General features: G+C 63.7%; 18 protein-coding genes and 1 pseudogene. 6 read left to right on the plus strand and 13 right to left on the minus strand.

What is annotated here, in order from left to right:
- Positions 1–244 precede the first annotated feature (244 nt).
- The 3 genes and pseudogenes from AC1RQP_RS24040 to AC1RQP_RS24050 all read left to right on the plus strand — a co-directional run bounded on the left by AC1RQP_RS24040 (position 245) and on the right by AC1RQP_RS24050 (position 2,863).
- A pseudogene (locus AC1RQP_RS24040) lies at positions 245–1,151 on the plus strand (NAD-dependent epimerase/dehydratase family protein).
- Positions 1,152–1,507: 356 nt separating this feature from the next.
- Positions 1,508–1,681 (plus strand): hypothetical protein, encoded by a 174-nt coding sequence (locus AC1RQP_RS24045; RefSeq protein WP_492938766.1) that lies wholly within the window; start codon positions 1,508–1,510, stop codon positions 1,679–1,681.
- Between the two features lie 816 nt (positions 1,682–2,497).
- Entirely contained in the window at positions 2,498–2,863 is a 366-nt protein-coding gene (locus AC1RQP_RS24050; RefSeq protein ID WP_492938767.1) for a VanZ family protein, read from the plus strand.
- Between the two features lie 536 nt (positions 2,864–3,399).
- On the opposite strand, the gene AC1RQP_RS24055 is transcribed toward AC1RQP_RS24050, so the two are convergent.
- From AC1RQP_RS24055 to AC1RQP_RS24115, 13 genes are all read right to left on the minus strand, one after another.
- The gene (locus tag AC1RQP_RS24055; protein ID WP_492938768.1) at positions 3,400–3,606 is read right to left on the minus strand and encodes a hypothetical protein; all 207 of its coding nucleotides are present in this window, start codon (positions 3,604–3,606) and stop codon (positions 3,400–3,402) included.
- Between the two features lie 143 nt (positions 3,607–3,749).
- Complete coding sequence (locus tag AC1RQP_RS24060; RefSeq protein ID WP_492938769.1) at positions 3,750–4,061, minus strand: hypothetical protein; 312 nt, start codon at positions 4,059–4,061, stop codon at positions 3,750–3,752.
- 108 nt (positions 4,062–4,169) lie between these two features.
- The gene (locus AC1RQP_RS24065) at positions 4,170–4,619 is read right to left on the minus strand and encodes a hypothetical protein (RefSeq protein WP_492939262.1); all 450 of its coding nucleotides are present in this window, start codon (positions 4,617–4,619) and stop codon (positions 4,170–4,172) included.
- A gap of 150 nt (positions 4,620–4,769) precedes the next feature.
- Positions 4,770–6,497, minus strand: coding sequence for a chemotaxis protein (locus tag AC1RQP_RS24070; RefSeq protein WP_492938770.1), 1,728 nt, complete (start codon positions 6,495–6,497; stop codon positions 4,770–4,772).
- 5 nt (positions 6,498–6,502) lie between these two features.
- A complete protein-coding gene (locus AC1RQP_RS24075; RefSeq protein ID WP_239621684.1) occupies positions 6,503–7,594 on the minus strand; it encodes a protein-glutamate methylesterase/protein-glutamine glutaminase in 1,092 nt (363 codons plus the stop codon).
- A 16-nt stretch (positions 7,595–7,610) separates the two neighbouring features.
- On the minus strand, positions 7,611–8,465 hold the full coding sequence (locus AC1RQP_RS24080; RefSeq protein WP_492938771.1) for a CheR family methyltransferase: 855 nt from the start codon (positions 8,463–8,465) through the stop codon (positions 7,611–7,613).
- A gap of 133 nt (positions 8,466–8,598) precedes the next feature.
- On the minus strand, positions 8,599–10,401 hold the full coding sequence (locus tag AC1RQP_RS24085; protein WP_492938772.1) for a methyl-accepting chemotaxis protein: 1,803 nt from the start codon (positions 10,399–10,401) through the stop codon (positions 8,599–8,601).
- A gap of 56 nt (positions 10,402–10,457) precedes the next feature.
- A complete protein-coding gene (locus tag AC1RQP_RS24090; RefSeq protein WP_492938773.1) occupies positions 10,458–10,946 on the minus strand; it encodes a chemotaxis protein CheW in 489 nt (162 codons plus the stop codon).
- A 66-nt stretch (positions 10,947–11,012) separates the two neighbouring features.
- Positions 11,013–12,713 carry a methyl-accepting chemotaxis protein gene (locus AC1RQP_RS24095; protein ID WP_492938774.1) on the minus strand — a complete coding sequence of 567 codons (1,701 nt, stop codon included), beginning with the start codon at positions 12,711–12,713 and terminating at the stop codon, positions 11,013–11,015.
- 38 nt (positions 12,714–12,751) lie between these two features.
- Positions 12,752–13,213: a chemotaxis protein CheW gene (locus tag AC1RQP_RS24100; RefSeq protein ID WP_239621679.1), complete on the minus strand. Its 462-nt coding sequence runs from the start codon at positions 13,211–13,213 to the stop codon at positions 12,752–12,754.
- Positions 13,213–15,288: a chemotaxis protein CheA gene (locus tag AC1RQP_RS24105; protein ID WP_492938775.1), complete on the minus strand. Its 2,076-nt coding sequence runs from the start codon at positions 15,286–15,288 to the stop codon at positions 13,213–13,215. The genes AC1RQP_RS24100 and AC1RQP_RS24105 overlap by 1 nt, the downstream gene beginning before the upstream one ends.
- Positions 15,285–15,650 carry a response regulator gene (locus AC1RQP_RS24110; protein ID WP_492938776.1) on the minus strand — a complete coding sequence of 122 codons (366 nt, stop codon included), beginning with the start codon at positions 15,648–15,650 and terminating at the stop codon, positions 15,285–15,287. Before AC1RQP_RS24110 ends, AC1RQP_RS24105 begins: the two co-directional genes overlap by 4 nt.
- Positions 15,650–15,973 (minus strand): STAS domain-containing protein, encoded by a 324-nt coding sequence (locus tag AC1RQP_RS24115; protein ID WP_239621676.1) that lies wholly within the window; start codon positions 15,971–15,973, stop codon positions 15,650–15,652. The genes AC1RQP_RS24110 and AC1RQP_RS24115 overlap by 1 nt, the downstream gene beginning before the upstream one ends.
- A gap of 250 nt (positions 15,974–16,223) precedes the next feature.
- On the opposite strand from AC1RQP_RS24115, the gene AC1RQP_RS24120 reads away from it, so the two are divergent.
- From AC1RQP_RS24120 to AC1RQP_RS24130, 3 genes are all read left to right on the plus strand, one after another.
- Positions 16,224–17,303, plus strand: a complete 1,080-nt coding sequence (locus AC1RQP_RS24120) for an HD domain-containing phosphohydrolase (protein ID WP_492938777.1) — start codon at positions 16,224–16,226, stop codon at positions 17,301–17,303.
- A gap of 245 nt (positions 17,304–17,548) precedes the next feature.
- Entirely contained in the window at positions 17,549–18,217 is a 669-nt protein-coding gene (locus AC1RQP_RS24125) for a hypothetical protein (RefSeq protein ID WP_492938778.1), read from the plus strand.
- 19 nt (positions 18,218–18,236) lie between these two features.
- On the plus strand, positions 18,237–20,387 hold the full coding sequence (locus AC1RQP_RS24130) for a CHASE2 domain-containing protein (protein WP_492938779.1): 2,151 nt from the start codon (positions 18,237–18,239) through the stop codon (positions 20,385–20,387).
- Positions 20,388–20,461: the final 74 nt, after the last annotated feature.

Here is a 20,461-nt window from a genome sequence, read left to right on the forward strand (position 1 = left end):
CTTGGGCCACCGAGCAATTCTCGCACAAAGCATCGCGCGCAAGTTCTGTGCGTTCCTTAAGACATTTATCCGATGCCCCTCTGCATCACGTACGGGATCAATCTTGAGTTCGTCGCCAGGAATCGAGAAACGATCTCCATTCTTAAGAACGACGACTTGTCCCAAAGCCGACAAGCTCGTACCGTAGTCGCTTGAAACACGTCTCAAGGGTAGAGCTTGTGCGAATCGCCCCACGATCGAGCATTTGACCTGGCTTTTTCGACAGCTATTATCTAGCAGGCCGCCCAAAACATTTTTTGGTCATGTCAAGCAAAGACCTCATGACCGACCGACTGTCCTCGTCACCGGGGGCGCAGGCTATTTCGGCGCACGCCTGCCGCGTCCTGATGGCCGCCGGCTATCAGCCCGTCGTGTCCGACAATTTCTCGACAGGCCATCGCAGCTTCGTCGCCGGACCGCTGGTGGCGGGCGATCTGCTCGACGCCACGGCCCTGGCGCGCGCCTTCGCCGACTATGAGGTCACGGCGGTCATGCATTTCGCGGCGGCCAGCCTTGTCGGCGAATCCATGACCGACCTGCAGAAATACTACATCAACAACGTCCAGGGCACGCTGTCGCTGCTGCAGGCGATGCGCAACGCGGGCTGTCATCGCATCGTGCTCGCCTCGACCGGCGCCGCCTACGGCAACGCCGATTCGCGAGAGCTGACGGAAGACTTCCCCTGCGCGCCGATCCCGCCGGCGGCATCGGCGAGTTGCGTGACATCGAGACCCACCTCATACCACGCGCCATGATGGCGCAGGGCCATTTCGACTTCGCCGTATTCGGCGACGATTACGATACGCCCGACGGCACCGCGATCCGCGACTACATCCATGTCACGGATCTTGCCGCTGCGCATGTCGCCGCACTGAAGCTCCTGGAGACTGGCCACGCAGGCGGCAGCTTCAATCTCGGCACCGGCTCTGGCTTCTCGGTGCGCGAGATCCTGAACGCGATCAGGCTGGAGACCGGCCGCGAGGTGCCGCATACCGTCAAGCCGCGCCGTGCGGGATCCCACCTAGCTGGTCGCCGATGCCTCCGCCGCCCGGAAGGTGCTGAACTTCGTGCCGCGCCATTCCGAACTCGCCACGGTGATCCGTACTGCGTGAGCCTGGCACCAGAAGGCGCATCCGCTCAAGAAACTCTGACACTTGAAATCGCAGACTGTCAGCGTGACTTTTAATCCGGGTTTCGAAAACGAAGGTAGTTGCCGCGATCGTGTCTAACACGCATGGATCGTTCGCCACCGCCTCCGTGATACTACGGAGCGCCACGCACCGATTTCATCGCGGTAAGGTTGAGCAGTTAGCTTAATCTTCGTTGCTTGTTGCGAAGGTCGGCGGATCGCATATCCATCTTCTCACCGGGCTCCCCAGGCCCGGCCCCACCCAAGCAAAGCCGCCGAGCGAACATGGGTCCGCTTGGCGGCTTTGTCGTTGTGTCGATGCGAGAGGATCATTCGGTTATGGCGCGGAAGCCCTGGTCGTTCAAGGAAGACCGCCGGCTCATGGAGCTGGCCAAGTCTTCGACGTCACTGGAAGAGGCGGCGAAACAGCTCGGGCGCTCGCCCGACGCGATCAGGCGCATGGCCTTGCGTCTTGGCCTGGTGCTCAAGTCGAAGGCGGGCAAGAAGGGGTGACCGCCGAGCGCCAGACCTGTCCGCCGATCGATTTTCATATGACGGTGGTCGCGAAGGCGTCGAGACCGAGGAGCAGGTCCGCACGCTGATCTCGTGCGGCATCGAAGAAGCCAGGGCTATCTTGTCGCAGCGCGCTCCCCTTCAACACGATCATTGAATTCCCTGGGGCGCAGCTTGGCGGCGCCGGCCGGCACGAAGCAGGATGTCGAGCTCGTCGCCTGAAAAAAGCTGAGTCACGGCGTCGCCGACGTAGATTCAAGCGAGTTGCCTGATGAACGGGCGCTGCGGTATCTCTCACAGCTGTTGTGTGAACGATCAAGAGTTCCAGAGGCTGCGGGCAAATTCATGTGATCGCACCTCATAGGAAGTCGCAAATCTGCCTCATCAATGTTGAGCAGCCGCGGTATCAGGCGGGTTAACGTCCCGATGGTGGTACTTCCGCATGCTCGCAATCCTACTCTTGGCTGCCATCGTAGCGATTTCGTTCGGTGCAGGCTACTGGACGGACGGTTGTCTCGCATCGACGTCGCACCAGATACCTCAAATGGGAGCCCTATGTCCGCTCCTCCCGGCCATCTCAGCCTCCCCAGTTCCTGGTCCGCTCCGGCGGCGGAAATGTCGCGCAGATGCCGAGGGTCGCCTCAAGCGGCCGCCGCGGCCGTTGATTCTGGACGACGTTCCCGCCGCGGCCAACCGCGGAAAGTTCGGCGCGTCCATTCTCATCAAGCGTCCTCGGCTGAACCAAGACGTGATTGCTCTTTAACGATAGCAGGAGGTTTCTCGGTAGCCCTTGGCGGTCTCGGGTTATGGTGGGCCATGGTTCGAAACCCGCTCATAGCCGCCACAACCCTCTGCCTCGCGCTGATTAGCTATGCCACGGTGGCGAAGCTAACGGGGAGACCAGTGCTTGTGGGTCACGCCGAGGCCTACTGGATCGTGGTCGTCGAACGATTCAGCGCTTACGGATTGCTGGGCTTTCTCTTGTCCTTTCTCTTGCCTGGACGACTCGTTCTGGCATGCGGACTTGTGATCTCCGTCGCAATAGGGTTGGAAGTCCTGCAAGCCTTAACACCTGATCGCGATCCAGCCCTGTTGGACGTGCTGCAAAAAGCGGCGGGCGGAACTGTAGGCGTTCTCCTGGCTCAGACGATCCTCGCCTTCTTGCCCAGACCCCCCTCTTAGACTGCTTCGGCACTGGCCTTCGCTGCAGGTGCGGCAATACACAGGTTGGCAAAAGACTGCGTCTGATCCACAATCGTAGCACACGCTGAGAGATTTGGAATCATGACCGGCAAACGCTATGTGCTCCTCGTTGCAGCTTTGCTCATTGGCACATCCCTGTCAGCCGCAGCCCAAACCACCTCCACGAACGGCGTACGCAGCGGCTACACCGGGACGACTTCCAGTTCTCCGACTTCGACCATGCCGTCCACGGGATCGGCCACTCCTCAGACACAATCCTCTCGGAATTTGGGGACCGGTCAAGGACGAACCGAGGGCGCGATGGGCCTTACGCCGCAGTTGCAACGTGAGATGGGCATTAGCCGCCAACAATAGGGACATTGGCGGCCTCGCGAAGTCAATGTAGGCTCTGCGCCCGCCCTTCTGAGGGATGATTTGGATTTGCATCGACGTACGGCAAATTCGCCGGGTCCATCAGGCGCGCCCGTTGGCGTAGATGATCTCTCGCGATGCGGTTGTTGCGGCAGGCGGGTCAGTCAGCGCACAGGCACCTCTGCGTCTCGAACAACTGCACGGGCTGTTCTGAGAGCGGCCGCCTGACCGCTGTGGGAGAGCGTCATAGCTTCGAACGACTTCCTGACGCCGCCAAGGTCATGCTCGATCGATGCGTCTCGGAGCATGGCCCGGGCGTCGGTGTGAAAAAGGAGCGTTGTGGCAAAGGCCAGGGGCAGGAAATGCTTCATGCTGGGCTCCGAGGTCCATCCGACGTAATTTCTTCTCGGAGAGTGTGACGAAAGAGCGGCAAACCTAACTGGAAATTATAATCTTAAGTTGTGGTTTTAGCAGAGACATCCACAGCAGAATCCGAAGCGCCGATCACAGAACCTTATGCGATCGGGCTGTGCCTGGTCGTTCCGGCCACCCCGCGCCTTCCATGGACCTCATTTGGCGTCAGCAGTTCCGCCATCTGCCGGTGCGTGGCCTGGAGCGCCTCGATGGCGCTGTCGAGATCAAAATCCGCCTCGCGGACCGACGCGAAAAATTTAGCTGTCAGTGCCAGGTCCAGCTTGACCCGGGTTGCGCCGTCGCGGCTTTTCTTTCGGTCAAGCGACAGATGAATGGCGCGCAACCTCGCCTCGCTGCTGCTGCAGTCACAGAGCGTACCGAGTTCGTCATATGTCATCCAGATCTGAGGCATGTTCTTCCCACCACAATTGTCCGCCCGCAGAATAGGTTTTCATGTCTAAAAGCTTTGTTGTGCGACGCCTCCGCGGCCTGCCCTCGCTACAACAACGTCAATGTAAAACTAAGACGAAGGAAGCCTGGGCGACCCGAGCGGACGCCGCGTGCGGGAACGGGCGTCGAGCCCCTTGGGCAGCTTGTCGGCCTTGAGCTTCACGACCCCGCTGCGGACGTCGGCAGCCGGCGGATCTTCCTGACTGTAGATCAGCGTCACCTCGAACTTCACGTCAGGCGCTTCCCGGGCCGTCCCCGAACAAGTCGCCATCGCACCGGTATACACGCCGGAGAGTTCGACCTCGACTTCGTCGAGCCCGAATACGGTCGGCGGGCCGTCGGCATGTCGCCGTGTGGTCAGAACGGCCGTGAATCGCTGGTCGTCAAGGAACTGATAGGAGCCGCCATAGGTGAAGAAGCTGTCACTGCCGGAAATCCGACCCTGGGCCACATGCACGATACCGGTGCCTTGCGCTTGCGCGGTTCTGAACCACGCCGCGTATTTGCCTTCTTTCAGCATGGAAACATCCGTCGTGAATTCCACGCGTATTTGCAACGAACCGTAAGGCGCGACAATGACCGACGGGGTGAGCATTCCGCCACGGTTAACGCCGTGCAAAGTCAATCCGTCAAATTTCCGCCGGCGCAGGAGGTGGCGCCCGCAGCAGGATCAGAACAATTCTATGCCGTCGTCCGCGGTCTCGACCGCCTCGACCCGGCACACCGTAGCGATCGACGCCAGCCCGAGGGCTTGCAGGAACTCCCGGTGCACGTCGCGCTCGCGTTCCATCGTGTAGCGCGCAAAGAGCTGGTCGAGCACCGCTTCGTCCTGCGCTTGCGGCCGCGGCTGCTGCGCGGCTGCGCTCGCGGCCTCGAGCCGCGCCGCGACCGCGGGTAATGCCGCGGAGCCTTCGCCGAGCGTGGTCATCAGGCCTTGCGCCGAGTTCATCAGGCCCTCGAACTCCGCACCTTCATCGACGAGCCGGCTCATCAGCTTGCCGAGCCGTTCATTGCCGGCCTCGACCTCGCGCAGCGCCTGGAGGATCTGCGGTTCGAGCTTGGCGAGCTGCGTGGGATCGCCCTGCACGCGGAGCTCCTTCAGCTCCCCGGCCGACCGCTCGATGCCGTCGAGCACGGGCCTCAAACGCCCCGCTCCCACCGAGACATGGTCGGCGGTCGCCTTGAGCTCGTTGGCAATGACGACGAAAGCGCTGCCGCGGCTGCCGAGATGGCTGGCTTTGAGGCCCGCATTCATTCCGATCAGCGTGATGTCGATTGTCGCCTCGGCCAGCCCGGCGATCGCCTGGCGAAATTTCGTCAGCGTATCCTCGACGATCGCGAGCGCCTCGTCGACCGAGCGGCCCGCCCCCTCGCAGGTGGCGATCAGCGTCGATGCGTGCGCCAGCGTCTGCTTGATGCGTGTCAGGAATGACGACGAGCCGCCATCCTCGCCGCCAAACAACGTGCGGCCGTGCCCGACGACGCTGCCCGCATCGTGCAGGATGGCGGTCAGCGCGCGAACGATCTGGCCGATGTCGCCGCCGAACTCGCGCTGGGCGTCCCTGAGCTGGGCCGCCTGCAACTGGCAGATCGCACGCGCGCCGTCATCGCTCGCGATCGGCTCGGGAACGAGGCTCGGGGCGGCTCCAGACACAAGGCCGAGACCGTGGGAGACGTGCTCAAGACGCTGACGCGTGCTGTCGCCCGCCTGCAGGGAAACGATCGCACTGCCGACCGCCTCGGCGATCTTCCTGGTGCTGGAACCTGCGCGGTCGGCCAGATGGCTGCTGTTGCGGCGCTGATCATGCAATCCGGAATAGGCGGAGCCGAGTTCGGCGCTCTCCGCCGCCAATTGATTCCGGTAGCGGCTCTCGAACTCCTTCTGCCGGCCGAATGCGGTCGCGACCGCCTCCGAGAGGCGCTGCTGATCCCGCGCACAGCCCTCGATCGCGCCCTGCACGGCCTTGCCGAGATCATAAGCCTCCTGCGTGAAGGCGAGAAAGCCCTCGCGATCGCCGTCGAGCGCGGCTGCCTCGATCCGCGCGCTGCGGGCGATGATCGTGATCATCTGGATGTGCTTGAACAACGGCTTGAGCAAAGCAGACGCCTCCGCCGTGCTCTTGCCGATCGACTCGAGCAAGGCGCTTTCGGCCGGCAGCGCCTGCGCCAGGTCGCTGAGCCGCGCTGCGATCTCCTGTAGCGCGGTCGCGGCGCCCTCGATCTCTGCGCCGGAGAGTTCCGAGGAAAGCGTTGCGAGGCCCTGGTTCAGCTCCTTGAAGATGAGATGTCCGCGTCCGAGCTCGTGACCGACGCGCGCGAACACGTCCTCGATACGCGAGGAGACGTCCTCGATCGCGGCGATCGCCTCGGCAAGGGTGTCGGCGGGAATGACGGACATTGCGCTCAACCTGCCACCGCAACGTGCCCGGTCTGATACCAGAGCATGATTTCTCGCGGGATATGGTTCAGCGATACGACCTTCTCGACGCCGCCATGGGCGATGGCTTCCTTGGGCATGCCGAACACCACGCAACTCTCTTCATCCTGAGCCCGCGTCGAGGCGCCGAGCTTGCGCATCTCCAGCATTCCGCGCGCGCCGTCATCGCCCATGCCGGTCATGATCACGCCGAGCGCGTTGGCGCCGGCATGTTGGGCCGCCGAACGGAACAACACGTCGACGGACGGACGATGCCGGGACACCGGCGGCCCATCCTTGATCGCGATCTGGTAGCGCAGGCCGATGCGCTGGAGCAGCATGTGGCGGGCTCCCGGCGCGATATAGGCGCAACCCGGCAGCACCGGTTCGCCGTCCTCGGCCTCCTTGACCCGGATCTGGCAGACGCCGTCGAGACGCCTGGCAAAGGCTGCGGTGAAGCCTGCCGGCATGTGCTGGACGATGACGATGGGCGGACAGTGCAGTGGCAACACCTCGAGGACGTCATTGAGCGCTTCGGTGCCGCCCGTCGAGGCACCGATGCACACGATGCGTTCCGTGGTCGGCCGGACCTTGCCCTGCACCGGCGGCGGGATGATGGCATCGGCAGTCAGTTTCTTCTCGATTGCGCGACGCTCCGCGCGCGGGCGCACCCGGGCGCGGGCGGCCGACTTCACGGCCTCACGCAGCCGCGTGGAGCATTCGAGCAGCGCCTGCCGTGTGTCGATCTTCGGCTTCGGCACGATGTCGACTGCACCCGCCTCGAACGCCTCGAACATCACGTTCGAGCCCTCCTCGGTCAGCGAGGAGCAGATGATCACCGGTATCGGACGTTGCGCCATGATCTTGCGCAGGAAGGTCATGCCGTCCATGCGCGGCATTTCGAGGTCGAGGATGATGACGTCAGGCAGCTCCTTCTCGAGCCGCTTGGCCGCCACGAACGGATCGGACGCGGTCGCCATCACCTCGATCTCGGGGTCCTCACTCAGGATCGTCAGCAGGATTTGGCGCACCGACGCCGAATCGTCCACGATCAGCACGCGAACTTTCTCCCTCGGCATTCTGGTTACGCTCCGGCTAGACCTGGAAGATGGTTGGCTGAACCTGCTTCAGCCCGGGCACTGCACTGTGAATCATCGATTCCGAATGCCCGACCAGCAGATAGCCGCCCGGGCGCAGATGGCTGCACAATTGCTCCACCACCTTGCGCTGGGTCTCGCGCTCGAAATAGATCAGGACGTTGCGGCAAAAGATGATATCGACGTCACGATCGACGGGATAGGACTTGTCCATGAGGTTCATCCTCATGAAGTGCGTCATGCGGCGCAGCTCGGGTACGATCCGCACTTCGCCGCGCGACTTGTCCCGCGACGACGAAAAATATCGCTTCACGAATTGCTCCGGCACGGGGGCGAGCACGTCGCGGTTGTAGATCGCCGTCCTGGCGAGGCGCAGCACCGCGGTCGAGATGTCGGTCCCGAGGATGCGGTACTGGAAGCGCGAGCCGCTCCGCGTCATGTCGTCCAGCACCATCGCGGTCGTGTAGGCTTCCATGCCGGTCGAGCTCGCCGAGCTCCATATCTTCAGATTCGCGTTTCTCCGTCCACGCGCCTTGAGCAGGGCGGGAATCGCGACTTCGCGCAAGAAAGTGAAGTGCTGTGGCTCGCGGAAGAAATCGGTCTTGTTGGTCGTCACCACATCGATGAGATGAGTGAGCTCGGTGTCGAAATGGTCCGCCTCGAACAGGTTCTCGACATATTCATTGAGGTCGGAGAAGTTCAGCGCGCGCACGCGCTTGTGCAGCCGTCCCTCCAGCATCAGCCGCTTGCCCTGCGGCAGCTTGATGCCGACCTGGCCCTCGATCAATTCGGCGATGGTGCGGAAATGGCGGTCCGAAAGATGCACGGCCGTGTCCTGCATGGCAGGCATCATGGCCGCCTGCCCCGCCCCGGGACGGCCACCTGCATCGCATAACGGGCCATACGGAGCATCTTGAATCCTACACTTTGACTAAAATTGCCGAAGACGGATCGGCCCGCCAATGGGGGGCCGATCCGTCAGAATCCTAGCGCTGGAAATCCGCGTCCCGATCGTCCTCGCCGTCGTTCATGTCGAACGCGAAACCGCCGCCACCGGCAGCCTTCACGGCACGCGCCGGCTTGGCCTGCGGCTTCTTGGCCGGCCGCTCGGCCGCCGCCATGGAGGCCGCCTTGGCGCGTAGCTGATTCACAGCCCGGTCGATCGGCGCGGCGGCGTGGCCTTTTCCACCCTGCTCGATGCGGAAGTAGGCGATGGTGGACTGGAGCTGCTCGGCCTGCGAGGCGAGCTCTTCCGAGGTCGAGGACACCTGCTCGGATGCGCTGGCGTTCTGCTGGCCGACCTTGTCGAGCTGCTGGATCGCCTGGTTGATCTGCGCCGAACCAACGTCCTGCTCGCGGCAGGCCGCGGTGATCTCTTCGACGAGCTCAGCAGTCTTCTTGATGTCGGGAACGAGCTTGGACAGCATGGCGCCGGCCTCCTGCGCCACCTTGACGGTGTCGGTCGAAAGCGTGCCGATCTCGGCCGCTGCCGCCTGGCTTCGTTCGGCGAGCTTGCGCACCTCGGAGGCGACCACCGCAAAGCCCTTGCCGTGCTCGCCTGCGCGCGCCGCTTCCACTGCGGCATTGAGCGCGAGCAGATCGGTCTGGCGCGCGATCTCCTGCACGATCGTGATCTTCTCGGCGATGGTCTGCATCGCGCTGACGGCGCGGCCGACGGCTGCGCCGGAGGCCTCCGCATCCTTGGCCGACTGCGCGGCGATCTTCTCGGTCTGATTGGCGTTGTCGGCATTCTGCTTCACGTTCGAGGCCATCTCCTCCATCGAGGAGGAGGCTTCCTCGGCGGAGGAGGCCTGCTCGGTCGCGCCCTGCGAAAGCTGCTCGGCGCTCGCGGAGAGTTCCTGGCTGCCGGCGGAGACGTTTTGCGCGGCCGTCAAAGCCTCTGACACGATCTGGCGAAGCTTCTCGATCATGCGTTCGAGCGCGAGGCCCAGCGTATCCTTGTCCGACAGCGGCTTGGCTTCGACCGTGAGGTTGCCCTGCGCAATCTCGTTGGCGACGGCCGCGGTCTGGTTGAGGTTGACCGTCATCGCATTCAGCGACTTGATGAGGTCGCCGATCTCGTCATTGCTGAACGAATCGATCTTTTGGCTGAGATCGCCGATCGCCACCGCATCGGCAAGGCCGACCGCGCTGGAAAGGGAACGGCTGATATTCAGAGCCATCCAGACCGCCGCAGCGATGGCGATGACGAGCGACGCGAGGATCAGGGAAATGAGAATCAGGGTGGCGCGGCCGCCATCGACTTTGGCCTGCTCGCTCTCCCCGGCCATCTGCTTCTTCACATAATTGATATAATCGCTCGCCGCCGTGAGTGCCGGCGTGGAGGCCTTCAGGCCTTCGGTCATCGACCGCTCGGTCGCCCTGGCCTTGTCCTGTTTGGCAAGCGCAAGCGTCTGGTCCTGTACCGCGTTGGAGTTTGCGTAGGCAACGGCAAAAGTATCGATCAATTTCCTGCCGGTCTCGCTCGCGCTGGAATAGACCTCGTCCTTTACCTTCATCGCACGTTCGCGCAGTTGGGCGATCTGGCTGATGAACTTTTCCTGGTCGGCTTCCGCCGCAAGGATAGTGTTCTTCTCGGCCCGCACCTGAAGCAGGACGGCCTCCTGAAGCTCGCCAACCTTGGCCAGCCGGCCGGCACGGGCAGACAGATGCTCGGCCGTCGCGACCATGTCGTTCAACTTCAGATACGCGACGCCGCCGGCGATCATGGACAGCAGGATGACGACGCCGAAGGCGGTGGCAAGCTTGGCTTTGACGGTGAATCTCATGTCAGTCTCGTTGGTTCGAATTGGGGTGTTTACGCGTGATCACGCTTCACTCTTGCTCAGGCGGCGCGCGGTGCATCCGCGCCGTCATCGCGCCCTTCCGGGATCTTGTCGTTCGCCATCAGCCTGGCGAGATCGAAGATCACGACGAACTTCTCGCCCTTGCGACCGATGCCGGCGGCATAATCGGACTGCCACTTGCCGCCCACCTCGGGCACCGGCTCGATCGCCTGCTCGTCGATGTCGGTGACCTCGAACACGCAGTCGGCGACGAAGCCGACGCCGACCAAGCGGCCTTTCATCGGCACGTCGAGGATGATGATGCGGGTGGCTTCGGTGGCCGGGACGCTCGGCAGGCCGAGCTTGATCCTGAGGTCGACGATCGGATAGCCGCTGCCGCGCACGTCGATCATACCGAGCAGGAAGCTCGGGGCGTGCGGAAGCCGCGAGATCGGCCGCATGTCGAGGATCTCACGGACATTGCGGATGCTGATGCCGAACGTCTCGCCGGCGAGCCCGAGCGTCAAATATTGCGAGGTTGCGGCCATGTTGCAGTCCAAGTATCCGAAGGTTGGCAAATGAAGGCGGTCCGGCGTAAGAGCCGGGCCGGGCGATCAACGCTGGAACTCGGCGTCGCGGTCGTCTTCGCCGTCATGCATGTCAAAGGCGAAGCCACCACCGCCACCGGCGACTTTCATCGCACGTGCCGGTTTGCGGACGGGGGCCGGCTTCTTGGTGTCGCGATCCACAGCCGCCATGTGCGCAGCCTTGGCCCGGAGCTGACCGACGGCGCGGTCGATCGGCGCGGCCGCAGCATTATCCTTGCGTGCCGCGTGCTCAATCCGGAAGAACGAGATGGTGGACTGGAGTTGCTCGGCCTGCGAAGCGAGTTCCTCCGAGGTCGAGGACACCTGCTCGGAGGCGCTGGCGTTCTGCTGGCCGACCTTGTCGAGTTGCTGGATCGCCTGGTTGATCTGCGCCGAACCGACGTCCTGTTCGCGGCAGGCCGCGGTGATCTCCTGCACCAGCTCCGCGGTCTTCTTGATGTCGGGCACGAGCTTGGACAGCATTTGGCCCGCCTCCTGCGCGACCTTGACGCTCTCGGTCGAGAGCGTGCCGATGTCCGCCGCGGCCGCCTGGCTGCGCTCGGCGAGCTTGCGTACCTCGGAGGCGACCACCGCAAAACCCTTGCCGTGCTCGCCTGCGCGCGCCGCTTCCACCGCCGCGTTGAGCGCGAGCAGGTCGGTCTGGCGCGCGATCTCCTGCACGATCGTGATCTTCTCGGCGATGGTCTGCATCGCCTCGACGGCACGACCGACGGCGATACCGCTGGCCTCGGCGTCCTTGGCCGATTGCGCCGCAATCTTCTCGGTCTGGTTGGCGTTGTCGGCGTTCTGCTTCACGTTGGAGGCCATCTCCTCCATGGAGGAGGAGGCTTCCTCGGCCGAGGAGGCCTGTTCGGTCGCGCCCTGCGAGAGCTGCTCGGCGCTGGCGGACAGCTCCTGGCTGCCGGCCGAGACGTTCTGCGCCGCCGTGATCGCCTCGGTGACGATCTGCCGGAGCTTCTCGACCATCGCGTTCAGCGACCTGACGAGATCTCCGATCTCATCGTTGCTCGCCGAAGGAATGGTCCGGCTGAGATCGCCCTCCGCGACCGCGCCCGCAAGGCCAACAGCCCTTCCGAGCGAACGGCTGATCGAGATGGAGATCCAGAGCGCGGCCCCGATCGCAACCGCCAGCGAGATGCCGATCAGCGTCATCAGCAGGAATTGGGCCTGGTGCCCCTCTGCCTTGGACTGGACCGCCTGCTCGGCCATCTGCTTCTTCGTGTTGACGACGTAGGCGCCCATCGCTTCCATCGCGTCCGCGACGACCTTGCGGCCGTCACCCATCGAGCGCTCCATGGCCTTGGGCTTGTCAGTCTTCGCAAGCCGAAGCGTCTCTTCCTGGTACGTATTCATCTTGGCGTATGCGGCTGCAAAGCTGTCGAGCAGCTTCCTGCCCGCCTCGCTAGCGAGCGCGTAGACCTCATCCCTGGTCTTCGTCGCTTCGTCGCGAAGCCTCGCTGCCTCAGCGGCAAACTGCTCGGCTTGAGATTCCGCTCCGAGAACTGCGTTCTTTTCGGCGCGCAGCTGAAGCAGAATATCCTTTTCGATCTGCGTCGCCTTCTCCATCCGGTTTGCACGCAGGACCATGCTGTCGGCGGTGGCCATCATGTCGCCGAGCTTCATGTAGGCGACGCCGCCCGCGAGCCCGGACAGGACGATGACCAAGCCGAACGCGGTGGCAAGCTTTGCCTTGACGGTAAATCTCATTTTCCAGCCCCTACAGGTCTCGCCCCCGAGACCTCATTTCAATTCAGAATGCGTTCCATGTTGGGAACGATGACGAACTCTTCACGCCACTTCGCGATGAAGCGAATGAACTCCGGCTTCCAGTGCATGCCGACGCGCGGCGTCTGCTGCACGTCGGTCTGCGCGATCTCCGTGACCTCGTAGACCTTGTCGGCCGTGAGGCCGACCAGAACCGGCTCGCCGTCGAGATCGAGCTCGATGACAACGATGCGCGTATCGGCCGAATCATCGAGCTGCGGCATGCCGAAGCGGATGCGCAGGTCGGCGAGCGGAATGACGTTGCCGCGCACGTTGATCACGCTGGGAACGAAGGCGCGCGCCCCCGCCACTTTGGTCACTGGGACGGGATCTATGATCTCGCGCACGAGCCCCGCATCGAGTGCAAATTTCTCCTCGCCGAGGCCGATCATCACGACCTGCATTGCGCCGGACTGATCCTCGCCCGCCAAATCCTGGTTCATCACGCCGCCTCGCTGATATGCTGCTTCTCGACCTTCGACTGCGCCAGCTGAACCAGCTGCGCGACGTCGAGGATCAGAGCCGCCGTGCCGTCACCGAGGATCGTCGCGCCGGAGAAGATCGTGACGTCGGAGTGCAGCTTGGAGAGCGACTTGATCACGGTCTGGTGGTTGCCGATGATCTGGTCGGCGACGAGGCCGACGCGGGTCTCGCCCGTGGAGATGATGATCGTCTTCTGGTGCTTGTCGGGCGAACCCGTCGAAGACATGATCTCGCGCAGGCGAAGGAAGGGCACGAGGTTGCCGCGCACATTGAGGAAGTTGCGGCCGCGCGAACGCTCGTCCTCGGCCGTCAGCTCGACGCACTCCTCGACCGCCGGCAGCGGAATGATGTAGCGACCTTCGCCGACGCGGATCAGGAGGCCTTCGATGATCGCGAGCGTCAAAGGCAGGCGCAGCGTCACGGTGGTGCCCTCTCCCGGCCTGGTCGACAGATCGATCGAGCCGCGCATGTTCTCGATGGTACGTTTGACCACGTCCATGCCGACGCCGCGGCCCGACAGCGCCGAGATGGTCTGGGCGGTCGAGAAGCCGGGGTGGAACAGGAATTGATGGATCTCGTGATCGGTCAGCACGGCGCCAGCCGCGATCAGGCCCTGCTCTTCCGCCTTCGCGCGGATGCGCGCGGTGTTGAGGCCGCCGCCATTGTCCTTCACGGTGACCAGCACCTGCGCGCCGGAGTGGACGGCGGCGAGCTCGATGCGGCCCTGCTCGGTCTTGCCATTGGCAGCGCGCGTGGCGTTATCTTCGATGCCGTGGTCGATGGCATTGCGGATGAGGTGCACCAGCGGATCGGCCAGGCACTCGATCATGGTCTTGTCGAGCTCGGTATCTTCGCCCGAGGTGACGAATTCGACCGGCTTGGACAGATCGCGCGACAGATCGTGCACCAGGCGGCGAAAGCGGCCGAACAAGGAGCCGATCGGCACCATGCGGGCGCCCATCGTGGTGTCGCGCAAGGAGGAAGCGAGGCGCTCGATCTCCTCGGCGATCATCTTGATCGAGAGGTCGGAGCCGGAAGATGCGAGCTGGGTCAGCCGCGCCTGGGCGATGACGAGCTCGCCGACGCGATCCATCAGCTCGTCGAGACGTTCGGCCTGGACGCGGACGGTGGCGATGCCGCGCTCTTCGCGCTTGGCTTCGGGTTTCGGCTCCGGCCTCGGTTCAGATTTGGGCTCGCTCTTGGCGACGGGCTGCTCGGCGACCGGCGCGGCGGGAAGCTCGACCGGGGGCGCAGGCGTCTCGGCCACGGGCGCCGGCTCCTCGTCGAGGAGCTGAAAGAGCGGTGCAGGCGCGGGCGCTTCGACATGCTCCAGAGGCGAGAGCGTCAACTTCATCTCGTCCTGGACGAACATGAAGACGTCGTCGATCGCGTCCTTGTTGCAGGCCGCGTGCAGCTTGACGTCCCATTTCAGGTAGCAGTCTTCCGGCTCCATCTCGTCGAGGAACGGGATGCCGTCGGTGACGGGCACGACGAAGCACGGACCGAGCTTGCAGAGATCCTCCAACAGGTCGAGCGGATTCGAGCCGTTGCGCAGGATGTGGGATTCGAACTCCAGGTAGAGGTGCCAGCCAGCCTGCTTGCTCCCGCCAGGTGCCAACGGCGGCGCCTCGGCGATCTCCATGACCGCAGCGGCGGGCTGGTCGAACGAGACGAAGCGCTTGAGGTCGTCGAGGATGGCATCGCCGATGACGTCGTCGGTCGACTGCGGATCCTCGATCAGCGCGCGGATGTAGTCCTTGGCGGCGAGCGCAACCGAGATCAACTCCTGCGTCGGCTTGATCTCGCCCCTGCGGACACGGTCGAAGGCAGTCTCGAACTCGTGGGTGAAGGAGGCGACCTTGTCGAAGCCGAACATGGCGCCCGACCCCTTGATCGTATGCAGGGCGCGAAAGGCCGAATCGACCAGTTCGCGGTCGTCGGGACGCTGGCCGAGGTCGAGCAAGGCCCCTTCGAGAACTTCAAAGAGCTCACCGGCTTCCTGACGAAAGACCTCGGTCGGGTCCATTGCGCTCATGTGCGCACCAACTTGCCGACCACGGCGAGCAACTGCTCGGGCTTGAAGGGCTTGGTGATCCAGCCGGTGGCGCCGGCGCTCTTGGCCTCCTGCTTCACCGTCTCGCTGGATTCGGTGGTCAGGAACACGATGGGCATGCCGACTGCGCTCGGCAGCTTGCGCAGTGCACGGATCAGCTCCAGCCCGTTCATGACGGGCATGTTGAGGTCGGTGATGACGAGATCGAGCTTGCCGGCTTGCGCCTTGGCGAGCCCCTGGGCGCCGTCACCCGCCTCGATCACGTTGTGACCGGCCGGCTCGAGCACGACCTTGATCATCTGCCGGATGCTGGGGGAATCGTCGACGGTAAGAATCGTGGCCATCAGGTGCCATCTTTCTTTTGCGGGAAGTGCTGATCGATCATCGCCTCGCTGGCGAAGCCGGCGCGGCGAAGGGTGTTGCGCAGAGACTGGGAGAATGATGTGAGCACCACCGGGCGGCCTTGGGCCTCGCCCGTCTTGGCGGTCGACAGCAGAAGCTGGATCGAAGTCACGTCGGCCTTGTCGACGCTCGAACAGTCGATCTCGAGCCGCTCCTGGCGGCCGAACGCCTCGCGAATGAGCTCATAGACGTTGCGAATGGCCGCGATGCTGCAATCGGCGGGTAACCGCAACGACCACTTCGGCTCCATGGGATTGAGCGCCATCGCTGCACCCGCCTTTGCTAGAATTCCGATACTCGTTTGACGCGAATCGAGTGAGCAAACCCCTAACACGGGCATCCGTACAACTACGGGTGACACTCGTTCGGAATTCGCGCAACCGTGTGCAAGCGTGCACAACCTGCCGAGAGACATCGAGACGTGCACATCCGTGCGGCCGTTTGCTTCGCGTTAAATTCGCTTGGGCTATGGCTGGGGTTCGTGTCTTTGCCAGCGAAGAGAGCCCCGGCCACCGATGCTGACCCAAGCGCTCCTGGTTGATGACAGCCGCTCCGTCCTCAACTTCCTGAAACGTCACATCGAGGCTGAAGGTCTGGTCGAGGCCACCACCTTCCTCGATCCCGTGGAGGCGCTGGCCTGCGCGCAGGAACGCGTCTTCGATCTGGTGCTGGTCGATTACGAGATGCCGCATATGGACGGCATCGGCTTCATCCGCGCCTTTCGCAGGCTTCCCGGCTGCACCGACATCCCGATCGCGATGATCACCTCGCGTCAGACCGATGACGTCAAGATGGAAGCGCTGCAGGCCGGTGCAACCGATTTTCTACCCAAGCAGCCACAAAGCCTCGAGATGACGGTGCGCCTGCGGAATTTGGTTCAGCTTGGTGCAGCCGTGCGCAAGCTCAACGACCGCGCCGCGCATCTGGCCAGCGACGTCGCAGCAGCAACACGAAAGCTCGGCGAGCGCGAGGAGGAGATCATCCTGCGGCTCGCGCTCGCGGTCGAATACCGCGACAACGACACCGGCGAGCACACGCTGCGGGTCGCCAAATACAGCCGCATCATCGCCGACCAGCTCGGCCTGCCGGCCCGGCTCTGCCGCGACATCTACCTGGCCGCTCCCCTGCACGACGTCGGCAAGGTCGCCATTCCCGACAACATTCTGCTCAAGCCGGGCAAGCTCACCGACGACGAGATGGCGGTGATCCGGACACATGCGACGATCGGCGAGCGGATCCTGGCCGATTCCAACTGCGAGCTGATCCAGCTCGGCGCGCAAATTGCCGCAGGCCATCACGAGCGTTGGGACGGCGCGGGCTATCCGAACGGCCTCAAGGCGGATGAAATCCCGGTCGCCGCGCGCGTGGTTGCGGTTGCCGATGTCTTCGATGCCCTGACGACGCGGCGGCCGTATAAGGAGCCGATGCCGCTCGAGGCGGCGCGCAATTACCTGGCTGAGAACGCGGGGCGGCAGTTCGATCCAGCCTGCGTTGAGGCCTTCCTGTCGCGCTGGGACGAGGTGGTCGAGATCGCCGCCGGCCAGCGGACGACTCCTTTTCAGTGGACCGAGGCCCCTCTCGCTCCGTCGCGGTGAGTGCGGCGGAGAGCGGTTCGACCGAGGGCCGTTCGGCCGGGGCCGCCCCGACCGCGTGACCTGATCAACCGGCCAACAGCTTGTTGCGGCTCCATTTTTTCTCTAGTCGCCGGTTTGAACCTGTTCCTGCTAGAGTGGTACCAACAACTAAGAGTGATTTTGGTCACACTTGCTTCGGGCACCCTGCTGTAAGCATCGAACCGGGACGGGCCGATAGAGCATCGTCGAATTGGATGAGACTTCCCATGAAAAGCCTGATCGGCGCCTTCGTCGGCGCGTTCTGCCTTGCGGCCCCCGCTTTGGCACAGACTCCTGCCGCGATCGTCGAGGACGTTCAAGGCAAGGTCGACGGCATCGCGTTCATGGACTATGTGGCGCCGGGCAAGATCATCAAGCTCGGACCGAAGGCCAGCATCACGCTCAGCTACCTCAGATCGTGTGAGCGCGAGACGATCAGCGAGGGCGTCGTTCTGGTCGGCACAGAGCAGAGCATCGTACAGCTGGGCGAGGTCAAGCGGGAGAAGGTGCCCTGCGATACCAATGCGGCAAAACTGTCGGAGCGCCAGGCGAACCAGAGTGCCGCAACGTCCTTCCGCAGCGTGGGGCCGGACGCCAAGAGCACCCCGTCCAAGCTGCCGACGCTCTACGGTGTCGCACCACTGGTGCAGGCGAGGAGCGGGAGCACTCTGGTGATCGAACGCACCGACGGCAAGGAGCCCACGATCACCGTGCCGCTCAGGAACGAAACCATGGTCGGCGGCAAGTTCTATGACTTCGCCAAGGCCGGGAAATCGTTGACCCCGGGCGGCAGCTATCTCGCCATTCTCGGCACCAAGCGCTACGCCTTCCAGATCGACGCCAGCGCCACGTCATCGCCGACGCCGATCGTCGGCCGCCTGCTGCGGCTCGAATAGGCGGCTCCGCGAAGGCGCGATGCGGCGGATCGGCAGGCGGGACATCGTTGCGACGATCCTGATTGCGCTCCTTGCGGGCGCGGTCTTCACGTCACCGCCGCTTCAGGCGCTGCAAGGTCTCTCCCTCGACATCCTCACGGCGCTGCGCGGCAAGATCATTGGCGATCGCCGTGATCCCGCCACCTCGCCCGTCGTCGTGGTGGCGATCGACGGAGAGACCTATGACACCCAGCCTTTCAAGGGATCGCCGACGCAGACCTGGACGCGCGAGATCGGCCGGGTGCTCGGGAGCATCGCCGAGGGCGGGGCCAAGGTAATCGGATTCGACGTCATCTTTCCGAGCTCGATCGAACAATCCGAGATTTCCTTTGGCGACGCGCCGCTCGGCACGCGCATGAAGGGCTTTGACCGGGACTACCTGATAGCCCTGCGGCAGATCTCCGACACCGGCAAGCTGGTGCTCGGCGAAATCCTGAGCAACGACCACCCCGAGAGGCCCTACCGCGCGCAGCAGCTGGCAGTGAAGAACAACATCCGCGCTCTCAACGTCCATACCGACCCCGACGACGTGATCCGGCGGATGCCGCTGAGTTTCTCCATCGATGGCAAGCCGGTGCCCACGATGGCCGTCGAACTCGCCGCGCGGGCACTCGGCGCGAAGCCCGCGATCGGGCCATCCGGCGCGATGGAGCTGTCCGGCTACACGATTCCCAGCGCGGTGCCCAACACGCTGACGCTCAACTTTCGCGGCCTGGGCCGCGACGTCCCGACCTATTCTTTCGCCGACCTGCGCGCTTGCGCCGAGAAGGGCGACCGCGATTTCTTCCGCCGCGCCTTCGACGGGAAGGTGGTATTGCTCGGCACCATCCTCAACTTCGAGGACCGCAAGCTGACCTCGATGCGATTGTCGGGCGGCTATGACGGCTCGCCCGCGCCACGATGCGCCCTGCCCGCCCGCGCCGGCACCGCGCAGCAGGCCCGTAGCGACATCGCGGGTGTGTTCGTGCATGCCGCTGCGGTCCGAAATCTGATCGAGCAAGACGCGGTGACCGAGCCCGGCTTTGCCGCGCGGACCGCTCTCACGATTGCGCTCGCGGCGATCATCGCCTGCGTGGCCTGCATGCTTGCACCGGTCGGCGCGGTGACCGCCTGGCTCGCCGTCATCGCCATTTACGCGGCCTTCGCCGTCGGTGCGTTCGCGCATGCGCTGGCGCTGCCTCTTGTCGAACCGGCCCTGGCAAGCCTCGCCGCGCTGGCGATGATGATCGGCTACCGGTTCGTGCTGGCCGATCGCGACGAGCGCTTCCTCCGCGAGAGCTTTGCCTATTATCTCGCGCCCGAGGTCATCGATAACATGGTGGCGTCCGGCAAGATGCCGGCGCTCGGCGGCGAGATGCGCAACGTCACGATGTTCTTCTCCGATCTCAGCGGCTTCTCCTCGATCGCGGAGACCATCACGCCGGTCGAACTGGTCACGCTGATGAACGAATATCTCTCCGCCATGACCGACATCATCGAAAGCCATGGCGGCTACGTCGACAAATATATCGGCGATTCCATCGTCGCCATGTTCGGCGCGCCGGCCGACGATCCCGCGCACGCGCGCAACGCGGTTCGTGCCGCGCTGAAGTGTCACGAGAAGCTGGCGGAGCTCAATGCCTACAATCCCGCCTTCGCCGGTCACGGCCTGTCGCATCGCATCGGACTCAACAGCGGCGAAGCCGTGGTCGGCAATATCGGCTCGCGGCGCCGCTTCAATTACACTGTGATGAGCGACACCGTGAACGTCGCCTCGCGGCTCGAGGGCGCCAACAAATATTACGGCACCGCGATCATGGCATCGGAAACCACGATGGCGCAGACCGGCGATACCTTCGCCTGGCGCGAGCTCGATGCGATCAGGGTCCAGGGGCGCGGCGAGGCGATCAGGGTGTTCGAGCCGCTGGCGGAGAAGGATGCCGCGAGCGACGAGCAGGCGAAGGTCGCCGCGGCGTATGCGGAAGGGCTGGCATGCTGGCGGGCAAGGGAGTTTGCGAAAGCGGCTGATGTGTTCGACGGCGTCGCGAAGATCGATCCTGCGTCAGCCCGGTTCGCCAAGCGTGCGCGGGCATTCATCGTAAATCCGCCACCTTCGGATTGGACGTCAGTCAACACGCTGGAAGGAAAGTAATACAGCCAGCCAAGGCGCCGACTTCCCCTCTCCCGCAAGGGGAGAGGGGAATCTATCCTCACGAAAAGCATTGC

This window comes from Bradyrhizobium sp. GW821-FHT13H06 (genome assembly GCF_058803975.1).